Origin of the sequence: Lelliottia sp. RWM.1, assembly GCF_016859735.1 — a bacterium.
Lineage (GTDB): Bacteria > Pseudomonadota > Gammaproteobacteria > Enterobacterales > Enterobacteriaceae > Enterobacter.
Genome location: NZ_WLVC01000015.1, coordinates 42,631 through 66,381, shown reverse-complemented (window position 1 = coordinate 66,381; position 23,751 = coordinate 42,631). Strand labels below are relative to the sequence as shown.

Here is a 23,751-nt window from a genome sequence, read left to right as displayed (position 1 = left end):
TAGCTGCCTCACAGGTTAATGGAAGGTTTGTGAACCTGATGGTCTTTTTCGGTATGCAGCGGATTTTTATGCTCAAATGAAAGCAGGTCGATATATTGCTTTTTCGCCGGTATATGAAAAAGTTTGGTCGCCTTCGCCAGGTCATTCCAGGTAAATACAAAACCGACAAATTTCGGCAGATTAAGCAGCATATTGCTGTCGATATAATAGCGTTCCGCCTGGCGGATCATCCGGTCGGTTTCCATTTTCTCCGTCAGGGAAATATCCGTTTTCACTTTCCTCATCTCATCGTCAACCAGAATAGAGCCGGTCATTCTGGCCACCCAGTCGGCGGTATCCGGATCACGAAGGCGATAAACCAGCATGAATTTACAGTTTTCGATGACCGAACCGGCGACGGCATCACCCTCCAGATCTGCCGGGCAGTCATATAAATCTTTCACCGACTGATGCGCCATGATGATATGCACACCTTTATCTCTTGCCGCGCCAAGCCCCTCAAGCGCTGGGCGGGAAAGGTGATATTTAAGTTCATCAAGAAAAATAGCGACAGGCCGGGGTTTCCCTTTTATCCGGTCCCGTGTTTCGGCTATCTGAATCAGACGGGTCAAAATCATGCGTTGTGCCGAAATGATTTTCTGATTACGCATCGAGCCAATGATGTAACAGCAGCCACCCTCATTAAATATTGTCTTTAATGAAAATCCATTGTGGGCGTTAATGGAATTAACCAGGGCGATTTCCTCCAGCTCGCCATAAAAAGCAGGCACATCTTCACTGAGAGATTTCACAAAGTCGGTATTGAATAAATCCCGTAATGTCATGCCTTTTTCATAAATAGCCGCCGTATTTCTGGCGGCCCGTCGGTCGGCAATACGATAAAAGTCAGCGCCTTCGCCTTTTTTCCCCAGACTGAAACCGGCATTAAACAGCTCCTCCAGTTGTTCATGAGAAATATCAGCCAGTAAATCCAGCTGGAAATGAAGGTCATTCAGGTTAATCAGGACAAACGGTTTTTCCGCTTTCAGGCAGGCGTCCCGCAGGACATGCGGAGCCCACTCATCATTTTTGGGATCTTCAACAAATACCCCTTCACCTGACAGTATTGCCTGATAAAGCAGGACACAGGCGCTCACCCCTTTACCGGAGCCGGTGGTGCCGATAAGGTCGGCGTGCTGGGTCTGAAATTCTTCGGCGGTGATATATTGTGGCTGATTGTCTTTATCCAGCCCGATGAAAATACCTTTTTTCAGATTAATATAATCCAGCGGATTATATTCGATGCTGTCAGGCAACATATCCCTGACGTCACGAACATCCGTTCTGATATTCCTTTCCAGTTTGCTTTTCTTAATCATCCGGTGTTTTAAACTGTCGATTTCTCCGGCCAGTAACCGTCGGGCGGTAATGTGAAAGGCCAGACCGGCAAGCGTCAATCCGATCGTCAGTATCCAGAGTGATAACCTGAGCAGAATGTGGTTATCGAGTACCGTAAAGAAAAAACTCAGCCCCTGAATGGTCAGTGGTGACAGCGGGCCGGATATAAAGAAGAAGATGGACACGCACGCCACCGATTTTAACCAGAAGGGGGCATTTTTTCTTTCCTCACGTGACAGATGAAAAATAAAGGGCAGCGTCAGCCCGGCAAACAGGGATAATATGACCGGGTTGTGTTGCAGCCAGAGCAGAAAAACAGAAAAGGCATCCGAAAAGGCATTCAGCCTTTGCATCAGATGAGTTCCCATTGCAGTGATCTCCGGTCTGATTTCGGTGTGACGGGCGCACCACATGGGCGTCACCGATGGACGTGATACCCCACGTCCCTGCACGACGCCCGGCGGTGACGCCCATAAAAGGACGAAAAGCACTGAACGCCTGCGGCGCTCATGCCCGTTATCCGCGCTTTCAGAAGTCTGCCGACCGGTGGTCGTCCGTCCCTGAAACGCCCGCATGACGGGCAACGGCGTGTTTCCTTTGTCCTGGCTGGACGCCCTGACAGCCGGAAACATGGGGGCAATGTCTTCGCTGAACGCTACGTCAAAGCCCCCAGGGTCAAAGGCGGCACACCGTCGCACGCTACGCGCGACCAACCCCTTTAAGACGCGCGTTTAGCCTGTTTTTTCTCGCAGGCTCGAAAAAACGGGAACGCTGCTTTAAAGGGGTTGGTCGCGCCTGAACGGTCATATTCCCCGCTGGGGCGGAAAATATGACCTGGCTTGACGGTGTGCGGGGCAAGCCCCCCACAAAAACCGGCACGTGGGCGTGCCTTTTTGCTCGCCGGGGCGGCAAAATTTTTGCGGCTCCCCCCGGCCTGCTCAATTCGCTTTGGGCGAATGTTCACAGGTGAGCACGGTGCCTGAAAATTAACAATTTCTGCGAAATTGAATTTTCTGTCCGCACTCCACGTGCTTATTTTACGGCTTAACAATTTCTTCGAAATTGAAGCCAAAAATATGCACGCCTGAAACTCGCCGTCTGTCAGTCTGTGGCGTCGTTCGATATATTATCAGTGCCTGTGATTCACCTCTGTTCGTGGGCTATTTCAGCCAGGCATTCCCGTTCTGCGTTTAATGCCGCACGGTACGTTTCATCATCGGTCTTCGTTCCCTGACTTTCGGCATATCGCCTGAGCTTCTCTGCGTCCGGTTCATTAAGCTGTGAAAGATGATGTCGCAATAAATGGATAAACCGGCTTTCATATATCTCATAATAAAGCCCACATCCCCGGCAGGCTTCTTTTGACAGAGAATTATAGATACACGTAACAGATATTCTGTCCTGATGTGTTGAGTGAATGTTAGAAATAAACAGGTGTTCTTTGTTCACTTTTATTTCTCCATACGGGAAGGGTATTAACATAATGGTCAGGGGTTATTACCCTCTGACCCGGCCAAATCTGGACAGAATTTTATTCACCGCTGCCGGATCCGCACTGGCGCATTCCCCCAGGAAAACTTTTCTGGCATTCAGCGTATGATTGGGTAAAAATCCGTGCCGGTTCTTTTTGACGATATTAAAAAAGGCCCGTTCAGCAGAATGGCATTCGCTCCCTCCACTGTTTCCGGTTGCTTTACCGTACAGACAAAGCACGACTTCGCACGGGTCAGCAGCAAATGAATAAACAGGCGTCCCGGCAGCAATGCACAACATTGCCGCCGTAATAGCGGAATATTTCATGATGACGTCCTTACAGTAAAATGAATTTCATGATGTGAGGGGGATGATTTAACGCGAAAAATAAATGCGGGTATCGCTGCATGTCAGGCAGTCAGAGACCGGCTGATATGCAATAACGCCTTTTGCGCCATACTGACGCAGCCAGTTTTTTGCCGTAAAAAAATCTGCGCCTGATGGCGCTGCAACAACAATACGCGCTGAGTGGGCGACCGCGTAAAATACAGCGGGCGTCCAGCGTGTCTCATTATAATTCCGTGCATGAATGGACAATAACCATTTATCATTAACCACCGGAGAAGGAATAATAACCAGATTGTCCCGCCATTGCGGTAAACCGGTATTGACTGACTGGCCCGGTTTATTCCATTCAACAGGAACCGGTGGCGGGGGTGAAGAACAGCCGGAAAGTACCAGCGAAAAGAGCAGCATATTGATAACCTTCATCATGCTTTCATCTCCTCAAAAAAAGCGCTACGGTGCAGTGGCCGGAAATAAATATCATTCATCCGGCGCACATTACCGTCCAGGTCGATACTCACGATAACGTCCAGACTGTCCAGTACCTTGCGTAACATAAAGGTGTAAGGGAGTCGGGCGCATTGCGGATTCTCATAGCAGCGGGTAATAAACCCGTCCACCGCTTCCCTTGCCGAACCGGCATGAAGGGAGGTCATACTGCCCTCATGACCGGAGCCGGTTATTTTGAGAAAATCCCAGGCTTCACCGCCGCGCACTTCGGTTAATAATATGCGGTCGGGATTCATGCGGTAATTCCAGCGCAGCAGGCTGGCGGGCGTCACCATTGACCATTTTTCATCTGCCGACTCCGACGGATAAAAAAGGTGGACGTAGTTTTTATGAATAAAGAAGGTGATTTCCGGGTTATCTTCAATGGTCGTAATACGCAGATGAGGGGGGATATAACCAATCAGCATCTTCATATAGGTGGTTTTCCCGGTACTGGTTTCCCCGGCCACCGCGAGGGTTTTACCGTACTCCACGCACTTCTCCATAAAGCGCGGAATATCTTTCGCGTGATATAAGGTCAGTAATTCCTCATCATGTGTCTGCGTTTTTTCTGTACCGGCCACCCGGTTATAAAACCCGGCGTCGATATAGTCCTGATGCGGGATTTGAACCCGTGAGGGTTTACGCAGCGTGATGGACACCGTGTCACGCTCGCAGGCCGGGGGGACGATGACCTGACAACGCTCACCGGATTCCAGCGTGGCGGACAGTCCCGGCTTGATATCTTCGATATTGTCGCCGTGATGCTTCGCCAGACACCGGGCGAAGTTGTAGTAGCCCTCATAATCCAGCGGAACGGCGTGCTGCTCCCAGACACCGTTAATTTTGGTGAAAAGCTCACCCGGACGATTAACGGCGATCTCCGTCAGTCCGGGAAGCGCCAGAAAATCGCCAAAAAATCGCTGCTTATAGCGGTCCAGGGAGATGTTTTTAGCGGTCATTTTTCATCCTCAGCGTATAGATGCCGGAAAAATCAATATCCTGTCCGGTGACCAGGTTGATGATCTCACCCTGATTTTTGTGCACGGTCGGCGGGATATTGATGCTGTTTTCCAGCGTGGTTCGTGCCATATCTGCCATGGCCTGACGGCTGTTTTCGGTGTAGTCGGTATTACGATCTTTCTGACCCGCGCTGTTGGAAGCCCATGCCGCAACATCGGGGATCATACCGACCAGTAATGCGCCCCCGAATCGCTCGCTGAAATGCGAATCGATCCAGCCGTCAACACCCGCCTCGCCCAGTTCCCCGGCAGCGCGGGTATCAACCAGCGGAATATCAAGATAAGGGGGCTGGCGGGTACGCAGTTTCGTGATGATGAGGAAGGCGCGGCCCTGTCCGTGCGTCATTCCCGTTTCCGCACCCGTCTGGTAAATGCCCGTGGCGGTGGTCCCTTTTTCAATCAGCTTCGTGTTACCGCTGGCGCTCCAGATATCGTCGGCGATCGTGCAGCGGATTTTCCCCGCCCGATCCGAGACAAAGCGGTAATCCAGTGAGCAGGGAATGGCGGTATTTTCCGGCACATACAGATCCGGGTTGTAAGGAATGCGCCGGACCGCTGCCGGGGACGATTCCGTTGGTGTCGGTGTGGTGTCTGTCTGCTGACCAGTAGAGGTTGCCTGTGTCATTTCCTGCTGTCGGGTCCGGACCGGGTTTCGGGCCGCAGCGGCAGAGTTGTCCCTCCGGACCAAAAAACGGGCTTTATCCAGTTCCGGTGGCGTCTCCGGCCCGGTGACCGTCGTACTGCGCGGGATGCTGTCCACCGGTTCTGGTGTGTCCGCCGCGGTATCGTGCGCCCCCAGATCGGTACGCTGCCGGTAATCGCTCCGGTTCGGCTGTGGCGCGGCATCCTGTCGTTTTTCTTCACCCGGTGGCCAGAGAAGATTGCGGTATACCCAGTTGCCCGCCCATGCCAGCCCAATCAGCGCAACGGCGGCGAGCGCCAGAAACGCGGTGGCTTTCCCGCGCCTGCGCTTTTTCAGTTTGTTGATAGCGGGTTGTACCGGATCGTTCTCTTCATCCTCCTGCATGGTGAGAAGCGCCGCTTCCCGCCTGGCACGGGCCTCGCGCTCAAGTGCAGCAATGTCGTCCTCCGGTTGCGCCGGGGAGGATCGGGACTCATCAGGTTCAGGATGCGGGTGTTCGTCGTTCATCTGCATGACTCCTCTGTTATCAGTGGGTGGCGGGCTTTTCCACCCGTTCGACCTGCGGGGAGACGGTGGCACCATCAGCGGCCCGGACCCGGCCAAATCCACGATTTTCCAGGCCGACCACGGCGTTGCCGGAACGCAGAACCAGACGGGGCGTGGCCTCCTGAATGAGCAGTACGGTGAAGTTGCCTTTTCGGCGGACACTGCTGTTAACCACATGTTCCTGGCCGTTCAGCACTTTCGTCACGGAGGGAATGGATTTGGCCGGGGAGAAGCCCACGAAGGTAAAGCGGCCATCGTCATACGCGAAATCCGGGACAATCCGGACGCTGTCGCGCCCCGGATAACTGAGGTAGTCCCAGTTGCGCGGCGTCTGCGCGGCATTCAGGGCCTGCTGAATGTCGGCCTGCTGCTGTTTTTGCTCACGCTCCAGCGCGCTGGTCGCTGTCTCACGGCTGGCCTTCTCCCGGTCTTCGCCCGGATAGCGGTAACTCACCTGGTAAGCGGGCTGCTGCGGGGATTTATCATCAATGACGTTCAGCTCGACGTTGTACAGCCGCCGGGTGGTGACAACCAGCAGGTTGGTGTGCCAGTCCCGACTGTTGGGCGGGATGACCACCTGTGTGGTGTTCCCGTCCGCGCCGGGCGCACCCTGAACGAGCGCTACCGGGCGGACACTGACCCGGTTGGCGACCGGCGCGGCTTCCCACGCCTCCTCAAAACCGGGTCTGGCGCTGATAACCGCCTCGTCGCTGTCAAAGACCAGCGTGGTCATGAAGCCGGGCCGGGTACTGACGACGGTGACGTTCAGCGGGTTATAAACCACCTGCTGAACGCGGGCGTCGTAGCGGCTCGCCTGTGGGATGGCGGCACTCCATGCGGTGCCGCACAACATCAGCGCAAGCAGGATAAAGATGATGCTTTTCATTATTCGCCTCCCCGGATTTCACGGTCTGCCTGCCAGCTGGTCACGGTAAACCCGAACGGGTTAACTTCCCGTTCGGTGTCGCTCATTTCCCTGCCGGGGTCGGAGTGGAACGTCAGGCGGGCATCCCAGTATTCGGTGCGGGTGCTGTTGTCCGCGAGGCGGCGGATAATCTTTTTGTAACGCAGGGTGGCGACCTTGTCGGGGTCAGTGCCCCCGGTGAGCTGGTTTGACAGAATGTCGATCCGCACGGTATGCGCCCCGTTCTGATACACCTTGTCCGGGGCGTCTTTACCGGCATACAGCGCCAGATAGTCATCGTTGACCTGAGGGCTGTTGTAAATCTGTACCGTGGCGTAATCGTCCTGGAGGGAGGGATAGACATACCGCTCACGCAGCCTGACGTAGCTGGCGGTCATCGCCTTCTGATAAGCGTCTTCCGCCGTCAGGTGGGTTTTTGACACACGGGTGACGTGCTCCACACGTCCGGTATGATTATCCACGGTGTACAGTTCAACGACCGTCTGTTTCAGGGGCAGCATCAGCACCAGGGCGATGAGCGCCAGCATGGCGGTAAGCAGGCCCGTGCCGCCCACCATAAACCCGGCTTTTGTGGCGCGTTTGTCCCGCTCAATCATCTGCTGCTCGAAGGTGCGGGAATCCGCAATGAGGGTTTGTTCACTCATAACTGTTTAACTCCGCCATAATCTGTGGGGTGTTCACGGGGACGCCCTGGCCGCTAAAAGCAGGAGGACGGGGAGACTGCGCGCAGCCGGAAAGCGCGCACAGCAAAGCCAGCGCAATCAAGCGTTTCATGGGGTATTTCCTCAGGGAGATCAGTGGAATGAAAACAGGGCTATGTTTTCACCAGGGGGTGTAACGGGGGTATTTCGACCAGGGATGACAGGTTTAACGATGGAATTTCTGAACCGCCGAGTCTCTGGCTTGTGCCAGTCGCCGGGCTTCGTTGCGGGCGATCATCTGCTCAATCGCATACTTACGCGCTTTCGCCGCGCTGTATCCCGGACCGCTGCCGGGTTTACCCGCGCTGGCATCTCTCCAGCCCTGGAGCGTGTCCTGAACGGCGCGGGTTGTCTGCTTCCCGGCTCCTGCTGCCAGTTTTCCGGCACCAAATGCCGCAGCGCCAATACCCACCGCCGCCAGTCCCTGCATGGATATGGTCGCACTCGCCCCGGCGAGTGCTCCGGCCAGCCTGGCGGAGAGGTAAACCAGTATTGCCGCGCAGATACCGGCAAGGCAGACCTGTGCGCCTAACTCCACAATATTGGCTTTTGCAGCTCCGGCCAGTGATTGCGTTAATATTTTGGTCACAAAATTTATAACCATTCTTAATGATAAGGCTGAAAAAAGAACCGTTAATATGGCTGCAAATATATTTTGCAGCCAGTTATTAAACATAGGGCGTAAAAATCCATATATCAGACAGAATATGAATATGGGCGCAGTAATACTCAGCAGTAAAATCATCACCTCCGCGATCATTGAGACAAAGGCTGTGACCAACATTAAAACGAACACCCCAAGCCAGACATAAAGCTGAGCAGTCATGCCCTCATCTTTTATGTATGTTGAATTATCCATGTCATGCAGTGTTTTTCCGAGTACCTTTGCTTTATCCCATAGCGTATCTAACATCTGCCATATATTATCGCCGCCGGAAAATCCCTCCTTTAAACCATTAATAGAGTCGATAACGCTGTCAAGATAACCGCTGACGTTTGCCACAAAAGACAGAATGATCGCCATCCTCATGAGGTCCCACATGACATCTTCCATCGGCGTGGACAGCTTACCCGCCAGAGTCTGGTATCCACGCCACAGGATATAGAGGGTGGCTGACGCCGCCGCCAGTCCCATAACCATTGCAGAATGTTCCATCATCAGACCACTGGTGGATTGTGTTATTCCACCAATTAGCTGCTTCTCTATAAATTCAAATGTACCGAGATCAGCCATAGTGAACCTCTCTACTCATGGAATTTAAGTGTGGGAGCATTGAGTTGCTGGATCTGATAATGCGCTTCGTTGGCATTTTTACAGTTTTCTGAAGCACTGCCGGTTTTCTGGCATTTTTCATAAACCGTTTTTAATTCATCCGGATGATCACGATACCATTGTGTTGTTTTGGCTTCCTCGTCACATCCGGAAATTATTGTAATAAATGAAAGGGTTAAGATAACGATGATTTTATTCATTTGCGCTCCATTCCTTATTTATTCATGAAATTTCAATGTGGGAGCATTTAATTGCTGCTGATTCCACTGTTTAATACGCTCGTTCTCCAGCACTTTTTCGCGCTGTTCTGCTGCCTTCACGCTGATTTCCCACTGGTCAGTGAGCGTGTTCAGCATTACTGATTTTAGCTGAATACTGTTGGCAAGGTCCTGAGACTCCTTTGTGTCTCTGGAAAGTGCAATACGGTTTGAGAGGCTGTTAATTTCCCCCAGCATCTGGCTGACCTGCCCCTGTATCTCGTCAGTCTGCTCAAACTGAATCGCCTTATTGATGACTTGTTGCTTACAGACCCTGGCGTAATTTTCGGATTGTTCTGTGTTGCAGGTGTCGAAAATTTTATACTTTTCGTACAGGGCATCGAACTGCCCGGAAGAACCGCCGGAAAGCAGCAGATCATTGAGTGCCTGCCCTGGCTTGCGCAGCTTCTCAAGGTCGGATTTCAGGCTTTTGGCCTGGTCAACAAAGTCAGCAATATCACGGATGCCGGTGGCCGTTGCCAACTGATCTTTATACGCCTGGATCTGGCTCTGATAATGCTGCGCAGTCTGCATCCAGCGCTGCGCTTCTTTCAGCCATTCGGCTTCACGCAGTGGGTCAGCATCCACCAGAACGGGAATACCGGCATGTGCCAGCGGGCTGACCATCACGCACGCGAAAATCAGGGCATGAAAACGCCTTTTCATCATGGTTCTCCTTCATGTTGTCAGAGTGCCTGAGCCAGGTAGGAGTCCAGCCATTCATACGGCTGCATCCCTTCCTGGTAAATTGAGTTGAAGATTTCGAGGTTATCGGCGCTGCCGCTCATGACCCGGGTGTATCTGCCGATACCGGAGAGATCGAGCGTCACGCGGGCGGCAAAGCGCCGGGTGTCGCCGCGCCTGAACTGATTTTTTACCACCACATACTGACGAGCCTGCGGATCCAGATTTTTCACCACATCAAACACTTCCGGTTCAAACTTCATCCCGTCAACATAGTGCTCCCGGTCGGCACCGGGGTTGGCTGCCAGGATTTGCGTTCCGCACTGCTCAATCACGGCGGGCGCAATTTCATCCCGGATGATCTCCGCCGGTGACTGGGTGCCCACAACCAGCATCCCGTTCAGTTTACGGATGGTTTTCAGTCGGTTATAGGCGAAATCCTTAAAGACCGGGTCCCGAAGCCACTTCCAGAACTCGTCCATAAAGATAACCAGTCGTCGCCCGTCGAGCAGAGTGGTAATGCGGTACAGCAGGTAAAAGGAGATCGGCGCACAGACGTTCGCATCATCCAGAAACTCCGTGCCGTCAATGCCAAAGTTATCGCAGTGGCTGATATCGAAGGTGTCTGTGGCGTTATCAAACACCCAGCCGAACTCGCCGCCCTGCGCCCACTGCGACAGGCGGATGCTCAGACCGTTCTCCTGTGCCTCACGGGTGGCAGGCTCCGGCAGATTCTCCAGCAGGCGCGTAATACCACAGGTACGGTATTGCGGCTCATTGCTCATCACGGCATTAACGGCGTCGTTCAGGCGACGCTCATCACGGGGCGTGATGGTCGCACCGTTACGCGTGCACAGCAGTTTCATCAACTGGCTGATAAAACTGATATTACGTTTTGTGGGCGACAGCGAAAACGGGTTCCATCCCGTGGGGTCGCCATGCGTGATACGGAAGTAACGGCCGCCCAGCGCCCGGATATTCATTTCCGCGCCCCGGTCCTTATCCAGATACACCGTTGTCAGCCGTTTCGTTTTCGTATCGGGCGAAAAACTGTCCGCGCGGCCATATTTCTGCTGCATGTTTTCCAGAAACGTCATCAGCATGGTTTTACCCGAACCGTTGGTACCGAGAATGCAGGTACTGGCCGGGTTCTTCTCGTTGAACTCGTCCTTGTCCGCCAGCGTGTTGTGCAGGTTCAGGTAGTAGCCATCCCCTGACGGGGTGCGCAGCAGGGCCATCGCATCTCCCCAGGGGGCGTTATCGCGTTTGCCGGGGTAGAAGTTGTGCAGTGCGGCCAGCTCCACAAAGTTCTTGCTGCTCAGTTCGCCCAGGCGTGGCCGTAGGCGATAGTTACCGGGCAGTTGCGCCATATACGCCGCTGACAGTGAAAGCGCTGCCGGAACCGGGGTGATGCCGAGATTGTTCAGGGCATTGCTGATTTCACTGGTATCGGCCACCAGACTGTCCAGCGTGCGGGAAAACACCATGAGGGAGAAATGGTGTTTGCCAAAGGCGATTTTCCCCGATGTCAGCAGGTCAAGCGCCACATCCAGATCCAGCCGCTGGGATACCGCGTCATCATCCGAACTCATTAACAGACGGCGGGTGCGTTTGATGGCCTTACGGGCTTCCTCGCGTGACATGCAGGTGTAAGACTGCGTTACCACGTAATCACAGGGGGCATACAGCAGCGAGTCCATCATCCCCGTCGCCGTCTCCTCCGGGAACTCCTTCACTTCCAGCCCCCGGAAATAGTGCGTGCCGCTGACGTGGTTTATCTGCCCGGACTCTGCCGAAAAGAACAGCGCTGCCGATCCCATCACCGAATACGCGGGAGTGCGGGTGACGCGCACCCTGCGCCACTGGTGCGTCAGCAGGTACTCATAAAAGGCTAACTGGGAGGAGAATACCGCGTTGCCTTCGGTGAAGGTGCCGAGAGGACGGGCCGTGTAGCGTGACAGTGCGGTATCGAGTGAGCCTTTGATTTCCAGCATTTCCCGCAGCGCGCCGCCAAGCTTTTTCAGCTTCTGACCGTCTTTCATACGTCTGCGTCCGGCCTTTTCCAGACGGACAAACGGGCGGTAGCAGACGGTCAGGAACAGGCGGTTACGGCGAAACGGATCCGCCGCCAGCGAAGCATAATAGAGACGGCTGATTTCATCGGCGTAAGGGTTGCCGGACGCCTTGTGCAGTGAATCCGAGAACGGCTCCCGCACGTTATGGATATAAAAGGTGACCGGCATTCCCTCGAAGGAGCGGATGAGTCCGTGCAACTGGTTGCGGTCAATACTGAGGGTTTCTTCTGATTCGCAGTCAAACGGGGTGCCCGTCAGTTCCCAGGTGCAGTAGAGGTCACTGTCTGGTGAGCGGACAACATGCTGATGAATATGCGATGAATACGGTATGTACTTTCTGAGCGTGGCACACTGATTCAGTTTCATGGTGGTGAGAAACTCCGTGATATCAACGGCCTCATGCTCAACGGGCATAAAGGCGGTTGCGCCGAACAGACGGTTTGCTGCCGGTTTTCCTCTTGCCCTGAGCCAGACGGCAATCAGGCTGAACCGCAGGGGTTCATTCCGGGTGAGCGACTTCATCACCAGAAATTCAACCGGGAGCAGGGCAAGGAACGCGACAGAAGTCCAGACAGCGATGATGATGGTAAATCCCGTGACACCCAGCAGGGGCACCATCGGCACCCCCCACAGTGCCGCCGGACGTTTCATTGCCTTGAGCAGCTTTGCCATAAGTGACCTCTCAGCTCATCAGCAGCGCACCGATCTCACTGCCCCCGCCAATCAGGATCCCGCCGATGATGATGTAGGCGCACTGGGACAGGCTTTCGCCTTTCCAGAGCGTCTTGTAACCCACCCAGATCACGGCCACGGTGATGGTGATGGCCGCCAGGCCATGCAGGCCAGTGGAGACTTTTTCCATCACCGTGTTTGCGCGCTGAAACCCGTCGGCAAACGCCGGGGTTGCAGAAAAAGCCGTCAGCACACCAGCAGAAACGGGGCTGGCTGCCGCCTTAAGCTTGTGGAAACGTGTCATTATTCTTCCTCCTCATGGGCTGGCCGGGAGAGACTCCGGCGCAGTGACGACGCGGAGAGCGGTGCGATGGCGGTGTTGTCCTGACGAAGTTTCGCGGGGATGCCACGCACGACGGTCCCCGGCCAGATCACGCGGGGGCGGGACGGGGGATCGGCAGGGATGGCCTTCAGGGAAGTCGCAGTGGCAGAGCTATCCTCGCGGGTGCCGGGTACGGCATAGCGGGGAGATGCCGGTGTTAAACCCATTCGCTGCACATAGCTCGTCCCGGAAAACGCGGCTTCCGGCTGTTGTCCGGTACGGAAATTGCCGGAGTAATAACAACTCAGCGCCCTTTTCAGGGTGCCGCCACGGCGGTAGCAGTCGCTGAAGATGCGTTCAAAGACAGACAGATTGGTGCAGGGATCAAGCAGATCGGTGGCCGTCACGCCGTAGTGACGGAAATTGGTGCTGGTGATTTGCATCAGCCCGACGGAATAACGCCGGTTATGTATGGCAATACGTCGGATAATGCGCTCGGCATCGGCCCGACTGGCGGGAAGATGGGAAATAACAGAATTGTCACCGGAGGCTCTTCTGGCCCTGGGGACTATCTCGGCGATGGCATAAGGATTAAAACCGGATTCCACCCGTGCCACATCAAGTGCGGTGGACGGATGAATGCTGGCGGCACACTGCATGGCCGCCGCCAGAAAAACAGTGGTGGAAAGCATGATAGCCCCGGGATTTCAGGCAGCGCGCAGGTCAGCGGACCCTGTACGCTGTGGAGTAAGGAGTGATAAAGAAGAGTTAAAGCGCTGTTTCGCCGGGTACCGTACTCTGTGGCGGGTTGTTATCCTCCCGGGGTTCAAGCAGGACCAGTTTGCCGGAGACGGCAATACCGGGCGTCAGGACAATATTCAGGCCGGACTTACCGTTATGGGAAAAGGCCACACCGACTTTTGTCCAGTACGTATTTTTGTCGCCCTGCAAATCCGGCTGAGTTTCCTGGGTGACATAGGCGTAATAAACGGGTTTTCTCATGATGCCCCCTTTAATGAAATGGTGAGATATAACATTTTCGATCACATCCCGATCCTGCATTCCGGTTTTAACGGGTCAGCGAGAACATTCAGCGGCACCCTGAATTGTGGTTGTGTGACAGCCCGGCCCATATTTTTAAAGAGCAATACCCGACCCGGACGAATTAACGTCCAACAGGGCAACCATTCTGTAATGGTGTGTTCAGCATGAGGGGGGCGGGTCAGACTATAAACAATAAACTCAAAACAAAAATGAAAGAGTTAATCGGACGGACAAATAGAGACGTGGGGGGCGGAAAAGGAAATTAAAATAAGGCAGGAGGTTTTATTCTTATTTAATAATACAGATAAAGACATATGAGGAATTTATTCCCCATATGTCTTACTGTTTACGCTTAACACTTGCGGTGTTCAAGTTTATCCTGACATTCCGTACAGGTTGTTACGCCCGGGAGTGCCTGTCGTCGTTGTTCAGGAATAGGCTTATCGCATAAACGACAGTGGAATAATGATGGTGTTGTTCTCGGTTTAAAACGGCTCTGTTCAATCATCTCTTCCAGCCGCTGCTCATTAAACTCCTGATCGCGGTCGATTTCATCCGGCATGGAGGGGCCTCCTGTAAGCAGCGGCTTCCTGCTCACACTGCGCAATGCGCTTCCAGACCGTGGTGAGTGACAGCCCTCCGGCTTTCGGTAGCAGGGTTTCGGTTACCTGCATCATGGCGGTCAGTGCATCAGGTGACTCAAGGTTGTCTACCCGGCATTGTTGCCATTGCTGCCAGATAGCGGCATCCGTCTCTTCGTCGGGTTCAGGCGTCCGGCCAAAAGGCACGCTGACACCCAGCAACCGGCGACGAAGGCAGACTTCATTGGAGGTAAGGCCAAAGTACTGATTCAGCAAGGCAATAGAGCCGCCCAGATGAATCGCCCGGTTAACCTGCTGTTTTCGCCGGTATTCCTTGCGGGCCTGAGCCAGCAAATGATGCAAAACATCATGACGGATATTGACCGAGATAAAGAGGGCTGAGGCCCTGCTGACAACAAACAACTCATCAAGCGACAGCTGATTAAGGGCAGTCATTTCGTCTAAGGTGAATCCCAGCGATTCACAATGGCGAATATTCCCTTCTTTCAGCGCACACAGGGCATCGGTTAATACAGCGTAATTCAGTGTCGGGGTCATAATTCTGTTCCCTCCCTAAAAATTTTTAGCGGCTGGATAATTTAAGGTTTATCCATTCGTCAATTTCAGATTCGAGCCAGGCAACACTGGCCGGGCCAATCTTTATTGAACGGGGAAAGGTGCCGTCTTTCATATACAGATAGATTTGCGAGCGTTTCAGACCGGTTTTCTCTTCAACCTGTCTCAGGCGTAATAACTGATGTGATGTCATAATTTCCTCCAGTGCAGAAACGGGATATGCCCGGAGAAAACAAAAAAACACAGGTGGAGGAGGGGAGGGAAGCGGGGGAACCCGTATTACGGATCTCATTGTCCGTAATACAGGTTAGCAGGATAAATGAATGGATTATTTGCGCGAGCTCCTCTTATCGGGAGAACCTCTTTCAAGTGCGGTTTTCAGTGTGTCACCACTCAGGTGATCGGTAATACCCTCCTCTGATGCCCACTGCTCAAAAATGGACAGCAGTTTATAGGGCTGATTCATCAGGGGACTGATGGTGTCATTACGCCGACAGGAAAGCCAGAACAGTCGGGAAAGTGGGGTAGATATCCGTGTGCGTGAAGGGCTCTCCGGAGAGATATTTTCTCCACCGCCAGGTTTCATGAGTTTATCCAGTTCACTGCAGCGGATGACAAAGCAGGCATCGGCCGGAAGATAATACAGGGGAAAGAAGGTATGATGAGAACATCGTCTCATTTTTTTATATGAAGGATGTGCATAAATATCCGGGGTGATATTTTTGGGAAGGTGCATAATTTGTTTCTTGATCCTCTCCCGCCATGTTGTCTGCTCAAACAGCTGAAATATTTCCCCGGCAATGATGACAGAAATACCATGATTAACATGATGTTCTTCCGGTAACGGGAGTGACAGCGAACGGGCCAGTAAGTGCTGTATCAGCAGAGATTCATGACCACTCAGTGGGGTGTCAATAATCCGGTTTCTCGGGAATATATATTTTCCACCGGTGCTGACCATGAGGCTGGAATGACGGAGGAAACTGCTTCGGTCAAGAAAGCACAACCGGTGAATTAATGAATTGGTAACAGGCCTGAGTGTCACTTTATATTCGGATACTCTGACTTTGCGTAAAATGACGGGGGACTGAAAATAAATCGATAATGTAATGTCACCATACAGTGCATGGCGGTAAATATCACTGTCAGTGACTCTTTTTGTTACCAGATCATGTGCGATTTCTGTCGCTTCCCCGATGGTTATCCATTCCGTATCCATACCTGGTGTGGGGGAGGGGAAATTGTCCTTACTCATTATTCATCTCCTTTATCTGTTCAGATTTAAACTGGAGTTGATTTTGTGACCGAGAGTTAAAGATATGCAGGTGTGTTATTTTGTTATTTTATATAACCCGGAGCGGAGTATGCTCAGGACAAAATGTGAACTTATATATTAACCTGTAGGCTTTTTTATTATGACAGGGAGGCGATATCTGTCACGTATATTCAATGTTGATGCGATGCTCTGATTTCCCTTCCGGGAAACAGAACAATGATGATAAAGAATTTATTACAGTAAATGTTATTTTTGCAGTAGCTTTATTCTTAAGGGCGAAATAAAACCGGAAGTGATATGATGTTAGCTGAATGTTAATTGAGCTCTTTATGATGAGGATATGGAAAAGGATACCATGGTTTCTTTGTAAAAAGACGGGCAGAGTTAAAGAAAGATAATGCATGCCATTTATCTCCTGATATCATCGTAATAACGTATAAATATTATTAGTCCTTTGTTTTTTAAATTTCAATAAATAATTTTAATTTTACAAAATATTTTTATTATATGTTTATCAACCAGTTATTGTTGTTGGTTAATTAATTGATGATACTTTGTTTTAATGCGGGTCAATAATCTGTCGTGTTGGTGTATATGGTTTTAACAAAGGTAACGCAATAATAACAATGATATGTTGAGTATATTAAGACATATCTTATAGAAAACGGGGTCTGAATGTTTTGCGAGAATATTGATATTCCAGTCAAGATAATCAGGAGTTGTATGACTTCCCGTTGTTTAATTGCCTGAGTTATTACAGCACGACCTCAGAAAAACGGATTTAAACGGGGCAATGACATCTATGGATCGAAAAAGCAGCGCCCTGACGCAGGTGCTGCTTTTAAGTGGCCTGGTTATTATTTAGCTGCCTGCAGAAACCTTATGCTGCCGGGCATAAATATACGACGGCACATACTTCTCCCGACAGGTATCCAGATAGTCCGACCACCACTGCATCATTTCGATCCGGGCTTCCAGATGCTCTGCTTTGTGCACATAGGCAGCCCGCACTCCGTTGCGCTCTTTGTGGCTCATCTGTCGCTCAATGGCATCCTTTGACCAGCGCCCGGACTCGTTCAGGGCGCTACAGGCCATGGTCCTGAAGCCGTGGCCGCAGACTTCGGTTTTGGTGTCATAGCCCATCACGCGCAGCGCCTTGTTGATGGTGTTCTCACTCATCGGCTTGTTCAGGGTATGTGCGCCCGGAAAAACGAAGACTGATTCGCCGGAAATCGCCTGAATCTGCTTCAGCAGGGCGACCGCCTGTTGCGACAGCGGCACCAGATGTTCATCCTTCATTTTTGCACCACGCTCTGAAAACCTCACGCCTTTTACGGCCTCACGCTTTGCAGGCACTGTCCAGATATGGGCTTTCAGGTTAAATTCATCCCAGCGTGCGAGACGTAGCTCACTGGAACGCAGAAAGACATGCAGACTGAGATCCAGCGCCAGACGGGTCAGTTCCCTGCCTTTGTAGTCATCCATCTTTTCCAGCAACTCCGGCAGGCGATTCAGGGGCAGGGCGGGGTGATGCCGGGTCACCAACGGGGTCACGACTCCCTCTAAATCGTAAGCAGGATTGTATTTAATCACACCTTGCTGTACTGCATGGCGCATGATTTTGGTCAGATGCTGGCGAACCCGTCCGGCAACATCATGCACGCCTTTATCGTCAATGGCCTTAACCAGTTGCGCCAGATGACGGGTTTCAATCTCAGCGATATCCATCGCGCCGATAACGGGGAAAACGTAGCGTTTAAGGCAAGTGAGAATTTTACCGGCGTGGGCTTCCGACCAGAGTTTAAGACTGCTGGTGTGCCACGCCATTGCCGTATGCCGGAATGTGCGGGATTCATCAACGGCGGTGTTGTGCGCCTTGTGAAGCTGAGAAGGGCTGATGCCGGATGCAAGCAACTTACGTGCTGCATCGCGCTTTTCGCGGGCTTCCGCCAGCGTGATCTGAGGATAGGGGCCAAAGGCCAGACGGCTTTCTTTCCCGGCGAGGCGGTAGCGGAAATACCATAACTTAGAGCCGCTGCCCGATACCGTCAGATACAGGCCTTGTGAATCGGTGAGTTTGTAGGATTTTGTGAGGGATTTGGCTGAGCGGATTTTGCTGTCAGTTAACATATGAGGGCCTCTCCAGTTTATCGAACTGAACGACCCGCAATCTGACCCCATTTTTTCCGGATACTAAGGGATAAATCAAAACGTACCGGAAAGACTTTTTACACCAACCAATTGAATTACAACAAGATAGAGATTCATAGGAAAGCATAAAAAAAGAATAGTGGTGCCCGGACTCGGAATCGAACCAAGGACACGGGGATTTTCAATCCCTGTGACAAAATGTTAAATTCCATAGAAGAATGATCGGTATTTGTTGAATCGCATCCTGATTAATTTTCAGGTGCTAAAATGCATTTACAATCAATCGATTATCCAACGTTGGGCGTTAAGCCTCGTATTATACCTGTTGTTTCCACTAAGGGCGGCGAGGGTAAGTCTACTCAGTCAGCTAATCTTGCAGGATTTCTGGCCGATGCAGGCATCAAAACACTTCTGATTGATGGCGATCATGCTCAGCCAACGGCCAGCAGTATATTCCCGCTTGAATACGAAGCCCCTGGTGGTTTGTACGAACTGTTGATGCAGACAGTTGATCTATCCGATCCCGATAATCTGATCTCCCGTACGTCAATCAATAATCTGGACATTATCGTTTCCAACGATCCTCGTAATTTTCTCCCTACTGCAATGCTGAATGCGCCTGATGGGCGAGTTCGTCTCCGAAATGCTCTTTCACATCCCCTTTTTAATTCATATGGCGTGATTATTGTCGATTCACAAGGCTCGCGGTCAGTGATGTCTGAGTTAATCATCCTTGCTTCCACCGGAACCATGGTGGGTATTGCCAAACCAATTCTTCCTGATGTCAGGGAGTTCATGCGCGGTACAGTCGCGCTGATGGAAGAATTGCTGCCTTATTGTGCGTTTGGCATTCAGCTTCCGGTCACAAAATTGCTTATCAACTGTATGGAATACGACAATCTGTCTGTTGAGACCCTCGCTGAAGTCAAAGCGATCGTTGAAGATAAACGCTACAGCGCCCATGCAGACAAAATTCATATCGACCTGCTGGAGACATGTATCTATGACCTGACTGTCTATGTTCTTGGGCATGTTAAGGGCGTACCGGTACATCGTCTTGAAAAAAATACCCGACGTAAAAGCGACTCAGCGTTTACGTCAATGTATCAATTGGCTTGTGAACTTTTCCCAGAGTGGAAAACGAATTTTGATGCGTTAGCTAATGCGGGGGCGAGGAATGACCTCTAACAACCGCAGAAATGTTTCGGGGCTGTTTTCTCAGGATGCTGAGCAGAGCGTCATTGGTGGCCTGATGCTGGATAACGACTGCTGGGATGAAGTGGCGCTCCGTCTCGATACCGATGATTTTTATTTCAAGGTTCACCAGGTCATCTTTCATGAAATGGCGCGCCTGGTTGCAGCAGGGCGTCCGATTGACCTGATCACACTTGCTGAGAGCATTGAAAACCGTGGTAAGGATGCGCTTGAGCAACTTGGCGGATTCGCCTATCTGGCAGAACTTTCCAAAAATACTCCAAGTGCGGCCAATATCGTCGCTTACTGTGACATTGTTGCCAGATACAGCCAGGGGCGACAGTTGGTCGCCATTGGTGCTGAGATAACCGAAACTGTTAAGGCATCCGGTGCTGATATCGGGGCGGTGATGGAAACCGCAGAGCAAAAAATTACCCGGCTGGCAGAACGTTCAGAACCACAGCAGGCCGTGACGCTGCTTGACGGCATGGAAAAACTCCTTACAGAGCTGGAACGTCGTTGCAATGTGCCTGATGGTATTACTGGTACGCCTACGGGATTTGAAGATTTTGATGCCATGACCAGCGGGCTGCAGGCAGCTGATCTGATACTTATAGCAGCAAGGCCTTCAATGGGGAAAACTGCCTTTCTGATCAGCCTGATTTTGAATTCACTTCTGAAAAAAGCCGATACACATGCGCAGTTTTACAGCCTTGAGCAGCCCACCGAGCAGATCCTCATGCGTATGGTCGCTTCACTTGGCAGTGTAGATTTAACACATTTAAAAAATGGCCAGATGGATGATGAGGACTGGGCGCGTGTTTCAAACGCGTCTTCACTATTGATGGGTGACCTTAAAGACCGCCTCATCATAGATGACACAGGCTCATTGACCCCCGCCATGCTCAGAATTCGCGCCCGTCGTAACGCCCGCCGTTATGGTCACCCTTCAGTCATTGGCCTTGATTACCTGCAACTGATGCGTTGTCCGGATCAGGAGAACCGCACACAGGAAATTGCTGAAATCTCGCGGTCACTCAAAGCGCTGGCGAAAGAAATGGGTTGTCCGGTTGTTGCCCTTTCGCAGTTGAATCGTCAACTAGAGAGTCGTGCTGATAAACGGCCGAACAATGGCGATCTTCGTGATTCCGGTGCCCTGGAACAGGATGCTGATGTAATTGTCTTTATCTATCGTGATGAGGTCTATCACGAAAACACTGAAGACAAGGGGGTTGCTGAAATTATTGTCAGCAAACAGCGTCAGGGACCAATTGGTACCATCCGACTGCAATACGAAGGCCGATATACGCGTTTCTCTGCTAACCCTGGTCAGACCGGGAGGTTTGCATGAGCAATGCCCGTGGTCTCAACCTTGGCGACGCCATGTTGCAGCGAGGAAAATCACCAGCTCAGGCTGCTGATAATAATACTCCTCCTGTAACACAGCCAGTAAACGAAATGGCAATGGTTCTTACCCTTGACCAGCTTCGCCCCAATCCGGATAACCCGCGCAAAGGGCGCAACCCTCGTTTTGAGGAAATTAAAGCTTCCGTCCGTGCTCGAGGATTGGATTCGATTCCAAAAGTAACCCGCGATCCGGATGGTGATGATGTTTATATCTTTAGTGACGGAGGAAATACCCGGTATCAGATCCTCTGCGAACTCTGGCAGGAGACTGGTGATGAACGTTTTTATCGCGTTCATACAATCTTTAAACCCTGGCCTGGACGTCTAAAATGTCTGGTTGGTCATCTGGCTGAGAATGAGGTCAGGGGAGATCTCACCTATATAGAAAAGGCATTTGGTGTTCATAAAGCGCGCGTAATTTATGAAGAGCAACTGGGTCGAAGTGTGACTTTGCGAGAGCTTTCGGATCTGTTGGGCAAGGAAGGTTATCCTATTGATTACTCCAGCGTAAGCCGAATGGAAGATACGCTTAATTACCTGTATCCACATATGCCCCAGTTGCTTGAAAGTGGTATGAGTCGTGGTCAGGCAACACCACTCCTAAGCCTTCGTTCTTCTGCTATGAAGGTCTGGAAATCTTTCAGCGGTGACGTAAACCCAGAATGTTCTCTTGATGATGTGTTTGGTGCAGTTTGCCGGTGTTTTGATGAACCTGAAAGCTATGCCCTTGATATTTTCAGGGATGAGTTTATCGGTCAACTGGTTAAGGCTCTTCCCCATCCAAGCCTGAATTATGACCGCTGGTTAATTGAACTTGATCCTCGTGAGCAAAAACGCCGGGAACAGTTTGGCGAGCCACCTCCACTGCCAGCACCTACACCTGCGTCTGAACAGTCAGGTGGGCGGGAGCGCACAACACCACCAGTTACGACCCTGCCTGCAGATAAATCATCCCAGCCCCCTGTTACTGGTCTGCGTAGCGGTACGCTGACCACGCCAGGGCGTCTGGAAGCTGTACCAGAACTTCAGGACAATACTGCACTTCCCGGCGATATGTCTGTTGGAAGTGAGACGCGTCGTGAAGTACAGAATGACCTGTTTGGCGGAAATCCTGTGGTTACCGGTCAGACAGAGAATCCTGATAGCGCCGGAGAATGGCAATTTAAGTCAGATGTTAATTCCAGCGCCCTCATTTCTGCTTTTGGCGAACAGGATGAGTCCTCCATCTCTTCAGTTAGCTCAGTGGCCTTCGCGGCAACCGGGCTGGAGCCGGTCAATGATATCTGGCACATCCCTGCATTACAGGACGACATCGAGCACCTGCAGGATATGACTTATCGGCTTACTTTCGAAATTGCTGAAGCGATGGGCTGTGCGGACTGTGTTCGGGAGAATAAAGACCATCGTTCAGCTGGTTTCTCCATTTCAGAGAACTCCAGTGAGTTTACTCTTTTCCTCGCAGGGCTATCAGGTTCACTGCCTAACAAACAGTTCAATATGTTCTTGTTCTGCCTGAATTTTTTTGGCTCTCAGGAACCTGCAGATACTGCCGTTTTCGATGATGTCACTGTTGTAAAAACAATGCGTCTTATTCGTGTAATACGTCGTCTGCGTGAGCTGCAGCGTCTGGCTGCGAAGGGAGGGGAAAATGTCTGAAGACCTGAATGATGAAATGGCTCAGGCCAGTACCGCTATTTTCACCCAACGCGGTATCGATGCTATCAGGGCAAAAGTGCACTCATTACGCCCGTCAAAAGAGATTTGCGAATGCTGCGGCGCGGACATTCCCGCAGCCCGCCAGCTGGCAGTACCGGGCGTGGAGTTGTGTGCTGCTTGTCAGGAGGTGAAGGAGAAGCAGGATGTTCACCGTGCTGTCGGCAGCAGGGGGCTACACCATGTCTGAAAACACAAAAGTGATTGCACGTATCCGGCGACTGATGGCGCTGGGTACCCGGAACAGTAATCCACACGAGGCGGCCCGTGCAGTGGCGCTGGCTCAACGGCTGATGCAGCGTCATGGCCTGACCCCTGACATGCTTTCTCTTCATGATATCCAGGAGTCCGTTTGCCAGAACCTGACCAGTAATGCTGAAAAAGTGCCAGCCTGGCTAAGTTCTCTTGCAACGGTGGTTTGCATGGCTACGGGCTGCCGCTGCTGGTTTGGCTGGCATGTCCACACAAGTTGCAGTGGTGTAAAAAGCGTCCGCCGATCTCTGCACTTTTATGGTTTCAGCGGGAGAGCTGAAGTTGCGCTCTATATCTATACCGTTTTACAGCGGCAACTTCGTGCAGACACTGACGGTCAGATTGCCGGATACCGGAAGCGCCGGATTCTTAAGAACACGCTCCGTCGCCGAGCCGATCAGTTTCGTGAAGGGTGGGTATCTGGCGTCTGGCAGGTACTGCAGTCATTTGCGCCTTCAGAATGTGAGAATTCCATGCTTCAGCGCTGGCTTGCCCAGCGTCACACCGGCGACCCCCTTGGTGCTGTAAGCGTCAGGGCAGCTGGTAAATGCCGTGGCGACAGAGCAGCACGCGTAGCGGGCTGGCTCGCAGGGCGGGATACAGAAGTTCATCAAGGCCTGACTGGTGCGCAGGCTCAACAGCAGATTACGGCGGGAGGCTGTAAACATGAGTGACATTTTTTTATGGAGTGCCTGCCTGTCGGGCTGGCTTTTTGATGTTCTGCTTGTTGCCGATCAGATGATATCAGGAGGG

At 51.9% G+C, this 23,751-nt stretch carries 26 protein-coding genes; 5 read left to right on the top strand and 21 right to left on the bottom strand.

What is annotated here, in order from left to right:
- Positions 1-8: 8 nt before the first annotated feature.
- From GF617_RS13135 to GF617_RS13035, 21 genes are all read right to left on the bottom strand, one after another.
- Positions 9-1,745, bottom strand: coding sequence for a type IV secretory system conjugative DNA transfer family protein (locus tag GF617_RS13135; protein WP_057108601.1), 1,737 nt, complete (start codon positions 1,743-1,745; stop codon positions 9-11).
- 775 nt (positions 1,746-2,520) lie between these two features.
- Positions 2,521-2,826, bottom strand: a complete 306-nt coding sequence (locus tag GF617_RS13130; RefSeq protein WP_072146387.1) for a dpoa decarboxylase — start codon at positions 2,824-2,826, stop codon at positions 2,521-2,523.
- A gap of 48 nt (positions 2,827-2,874) precedes the next feature.
- Positions 2,875-3,177: a TrbM/KikA/MpfK family conjugal transfer protein gene (locus GF617_RS13125; protein ID WP_057108600.1), complete on the bottom strand. Its 303-nt coding sequence runs from the start codon at positions 3,175-3,177 to the stop codon at positions 2,875-2,877.
- Between the two features lie 48 nt (positions 3,178-3,225).
- Positions 3,226-3,624, bottom strand: coding sequence for a cag pathogenicity island Cag12 family protein (locus tag GF617_RS13120; protein ID WP_057108599.1), 399 nt, complete (start codon positions 3,622-3,624; stop codon positions 3,226-3,228).
- On the bottom strand, positions 3,621-4,646 hold the full coding sequence (gene virB11 / locus GF617_RS13115; RefSeq protein ID WP_064388592.1) for a P-type DNA transfer ATPase VirB11: 1,026 nt from the start codon (positions 4,644-4,646) through the stop codon (positions 3,621-3,623). The genes GF617_RS13120 and virB11 overlap by 4 nt, the downstream gene beginning before the upstream one ends.
- Complete coding sequence (gene virB10, locus GF617_RS13110) at positions 4,636-5,856, bottom strand: VirB10/TraB/TrbI family type IV secretion system protein (RefSeq protein WP_064388590.1); 1,221 nt, start codon at positions 5,854-5,856, stop codon at positions 4,636-4,638. The genes virB11 and virB10 overlap by 11 nt, the downstream gene beginning before the upstream one ends.
- Positions 5,857-5,875: 19 nt before the next feature.
- The gene (virB9, locus tag GF617_RS13105) at positions 5,876-6,781 is read right to left on the bottom strand and encodes a P-type conjugative transfer protein VirB9 (protein WP_203451817.1); all 906 of its coding nucleotides are present in this window, start codon (positions 6,779-6,781) and stop codon (positions 5,876-5,878) included.
- Positions 6,781-7,464 (bottom strand): virB8 family protein, encoded by a 684-nt coding sequence (locus tag GF617_RS13100; protein WP_064388587.1) that lies wholly within the window; start codon positions 7,462-7,464, stop codon positions 6,781-6,783. Before GF617_RS13100 ends, virB9 begins: the two co-directional genes overlap by 1 nt.
- Entirely contained in the window at positions 7,457-7,594 is a 138-nt protein-coding gene (locus tag GF617_RS13095) for a hypothetical protein (protein ID WP_164887140.1), read from the bottom strand. The genes GF617_RS13100 and GF617_RS13095 overlap by 8 nt, the downstream gene beginning before the upstream one ends.
- A gap of 93 nt (positions 7,595-7,687) precedes the next feature.
- Positions 7,688-8,755: a type IV secretion system protein gene (locus tag GF617_RS13090; protein WP_064388579.1), complete on the bottom strand. Its 1,068-nt coding sequence runs from the start codon at positions 8,753-8,755 to the stop codon at positions 7,688-7,690.
- Positions 8,756-8,766: 11 nt separating this feature from the next.
- Positions 8,767-8,994, bottom strand: coding sequence for an EexN family lipoprotein (locus GF617_RS13085; protein ID WP_171847087.1), 228 nt, complete (start codon positions 8,992-8,994; stop codon positions 8,767-8,769).
- A gap of 18 nt (positions 8,995-9,012) precedes the next feature.
- A complete protein-coding gene (locus tag GF617_RS13080) occupies positions 9,013-9,717 on the bottom strand; it encodes a type IV secretion system protein (protein ID WP_057108504.1) in 705 nt (234 codons plus the stop codon).
- Between the two features lie 20 nt (positions 9,718-9,737).
- Positions 9,738-12,482, bottom strand: coding sequence for a VirB3 family type IV secretion system protein (locus tag GF617_RS13075; RefSeq protein WP_057108505.1), 2,745 nt, complete (start codon positions 12,480-12,482; stop codon positions 9,738-9,740).
- A 10-nt stretch (positions 12,483-12,492) separates the two neighbouring features.
- Positions 12,493-12,786, bottom strand: a complete 294-nt coding sequence (locus tag GF617_RS13070) for a TrbC/VirB2 family protein (RefSeq protein WP_057108506.1) — start codon at positions 12,784-12,786, stop codon at positions 12,493-12,495.
- Positions 12,786-13,496 carry a lytic transglycosylase domain-containing protein gene (locus GF617_RS13065; RefSeq protein ID WP_057108507.1) on the bottom strand — a complete coding sequence of 237 codons (711 nt, stop codon included), beginning with the start codon at positions 13,494-13,496 and terminating at the stop codon, positions 12,786-12,788. Before GF617_RS13065 ends, GF617_RS13070 begins: the two co-directional genes overlap by 1 nt.
- A gap of 76 nt (positions 13,497-13,572) precedes the next feature.
- Positions 13,573-13,806 carry a hypothetical protein gene (locus GF617_RS13060; protein WP_064388616.1) on the bottom strand — a complete coding sequence of 78 codons (234 nt, stop codon included), beginning with the start codon at positions 13,804-13,806 and terminating at the stop codon, positions 13,573-13,575.
- 394 nt (positions 13,807-14,200) lie between these two features.
- Positions 14,201-14,410, bottom strand: a complete 210-nt coding sequence (locus tag GF617_RS13055; RefSeq protein ID WP_057108508.1) for a TraR/DksA family transcriptional regulator — start codon at positions 14,408-14,410, stop codon at positions 14,201-14,203.
- Positions 14,400-14,987, bottom strand: a complete 588-nt coding sequence (locus tag GF617_RS13050; RefSeq protein WP_077822678.1) for a DUF2857 domain-containing protein — start codon at positions 14,985-14,987, stop codon at positions 14,400-14,402. Before GF617_RS13050 ends, GF617_RS13055 begins: the two co-directional genes overlap by 11 nt.
- 25 nt (positions 14,988-15,012) lie before the next feature.
- Positions 15,013-15,198: an AlpA family transcriptional regulator gene (locus GF617_RS13045; RefSeq protein ID WP_057107840.1), complete on the bottom strand. Its 186-nt coding sequence runs from the start codon at positions 15,196-15,198 to the stop codon at positions 15,013-15,015.
- Between the two features lie 135 nt (positions 15,199-15,333).
- Positions 15,334-16,260, bottom strand: a complete 927-nt coding sequence (locus GF617_RS13040) for a hypothetical protein (protein ID WP_057108510.1) — start codon at positions 16,258-16,260, stop codon at positions 15,334-15,336.
- A gap of 882 nt (positions 16,261-17,142) precedes the next feature.
- Positions 17,143-18,411, bottom strand: coding sequence for an integrase arm-type DNA-binding domain-containing protein (locus tag GF617_RS13035; RefSeq protein ID WP_057108511.1), 1,269 nt, complete (start codon positions 18,409-18,411; stop codon positions 17,143-17,145).
- Between the two features lie 288 nt (positions 18,412-18,699).
- Here GF617_RS13035 and GF617_RS13030 point away from each other — a divergent pair, with 288 nt between their 5' ends.
- Genes GF617_RS13030 through GF617_RS13010 form a run of 5 tightly spaced genes read left to right on the top strand, consistent with a single transcriptional unit; the run spans position 18,700 to position 23,672 of the window.
- Positions 18,700-19,620, top strand: a complete 921-nt coding sequence (locus tag GF617_RS13030) for a ParA family protein (RefSeq protein ID WP_064373377.1) — start codon at positions 18,700-18,702, stop codon at positions 19,618-19,620.
- Entirely contained in the window at positions 19,610-20,977 is a 1,368-nt protein-coding gene (dnaB-PI, locus tag GF617_RS13025) for an SPI-7-type island replicative DNA helicase (protein ID WP_058799665.1), read from the top strand. The genes GF617_RS13030 and dnaB-PI overlap by 11 nt, the downstream gene beginning before the upstream one ends.
- The gene (locus GF617_RS13020) at positions 20,974-22,689 is read left to right on the top strand and encodes a ParB family protein (protein ID WP_200041321.1); all 1,716 of its coding nucleotides are present in this window, start codon (positions 20,974-20,976) and stop codon (positions 22,687-22,689) included. The genes dnaB-PI and GF617_RS13020 overlap by 4 nt, the downstream gene beginning before the upstream one ends.
- Positions 22,682-22,936 carry a TraR/DksA C4-type zinc finger protein gene (locus GF617_RS13015; protein ID WP_203451816.1) on the top strand — a complete coding sequence of 85 codons (255 nt, stop codon included), beginning with the start codon at positions 22,682-22,684 and terminating at the stop codon, positions 22,934-22,936. The genes GF617_RS13020 and GF617_RS13015 overlap by 8 nt, the downstream gene beginning before the upstream one ends.
- Positions 22,929-23,672 (top strand): DUF2786 domain-containing protein, encoded by a 744-nt coding sequence (locus GF617_RS13010; protein WP_064373752.1) that lies wholly within the window; start codon positions 22,929-22,931, stop codon positions 23,670-23,672. The genes GF617_RS13015 and GF617_RS13010 overlap by 8 nt, the downstream gene beginning before the upstream one ends.
- The last annotated feature ends 79 nt before the right edge of the window (positions 23,673-23,751 follow it).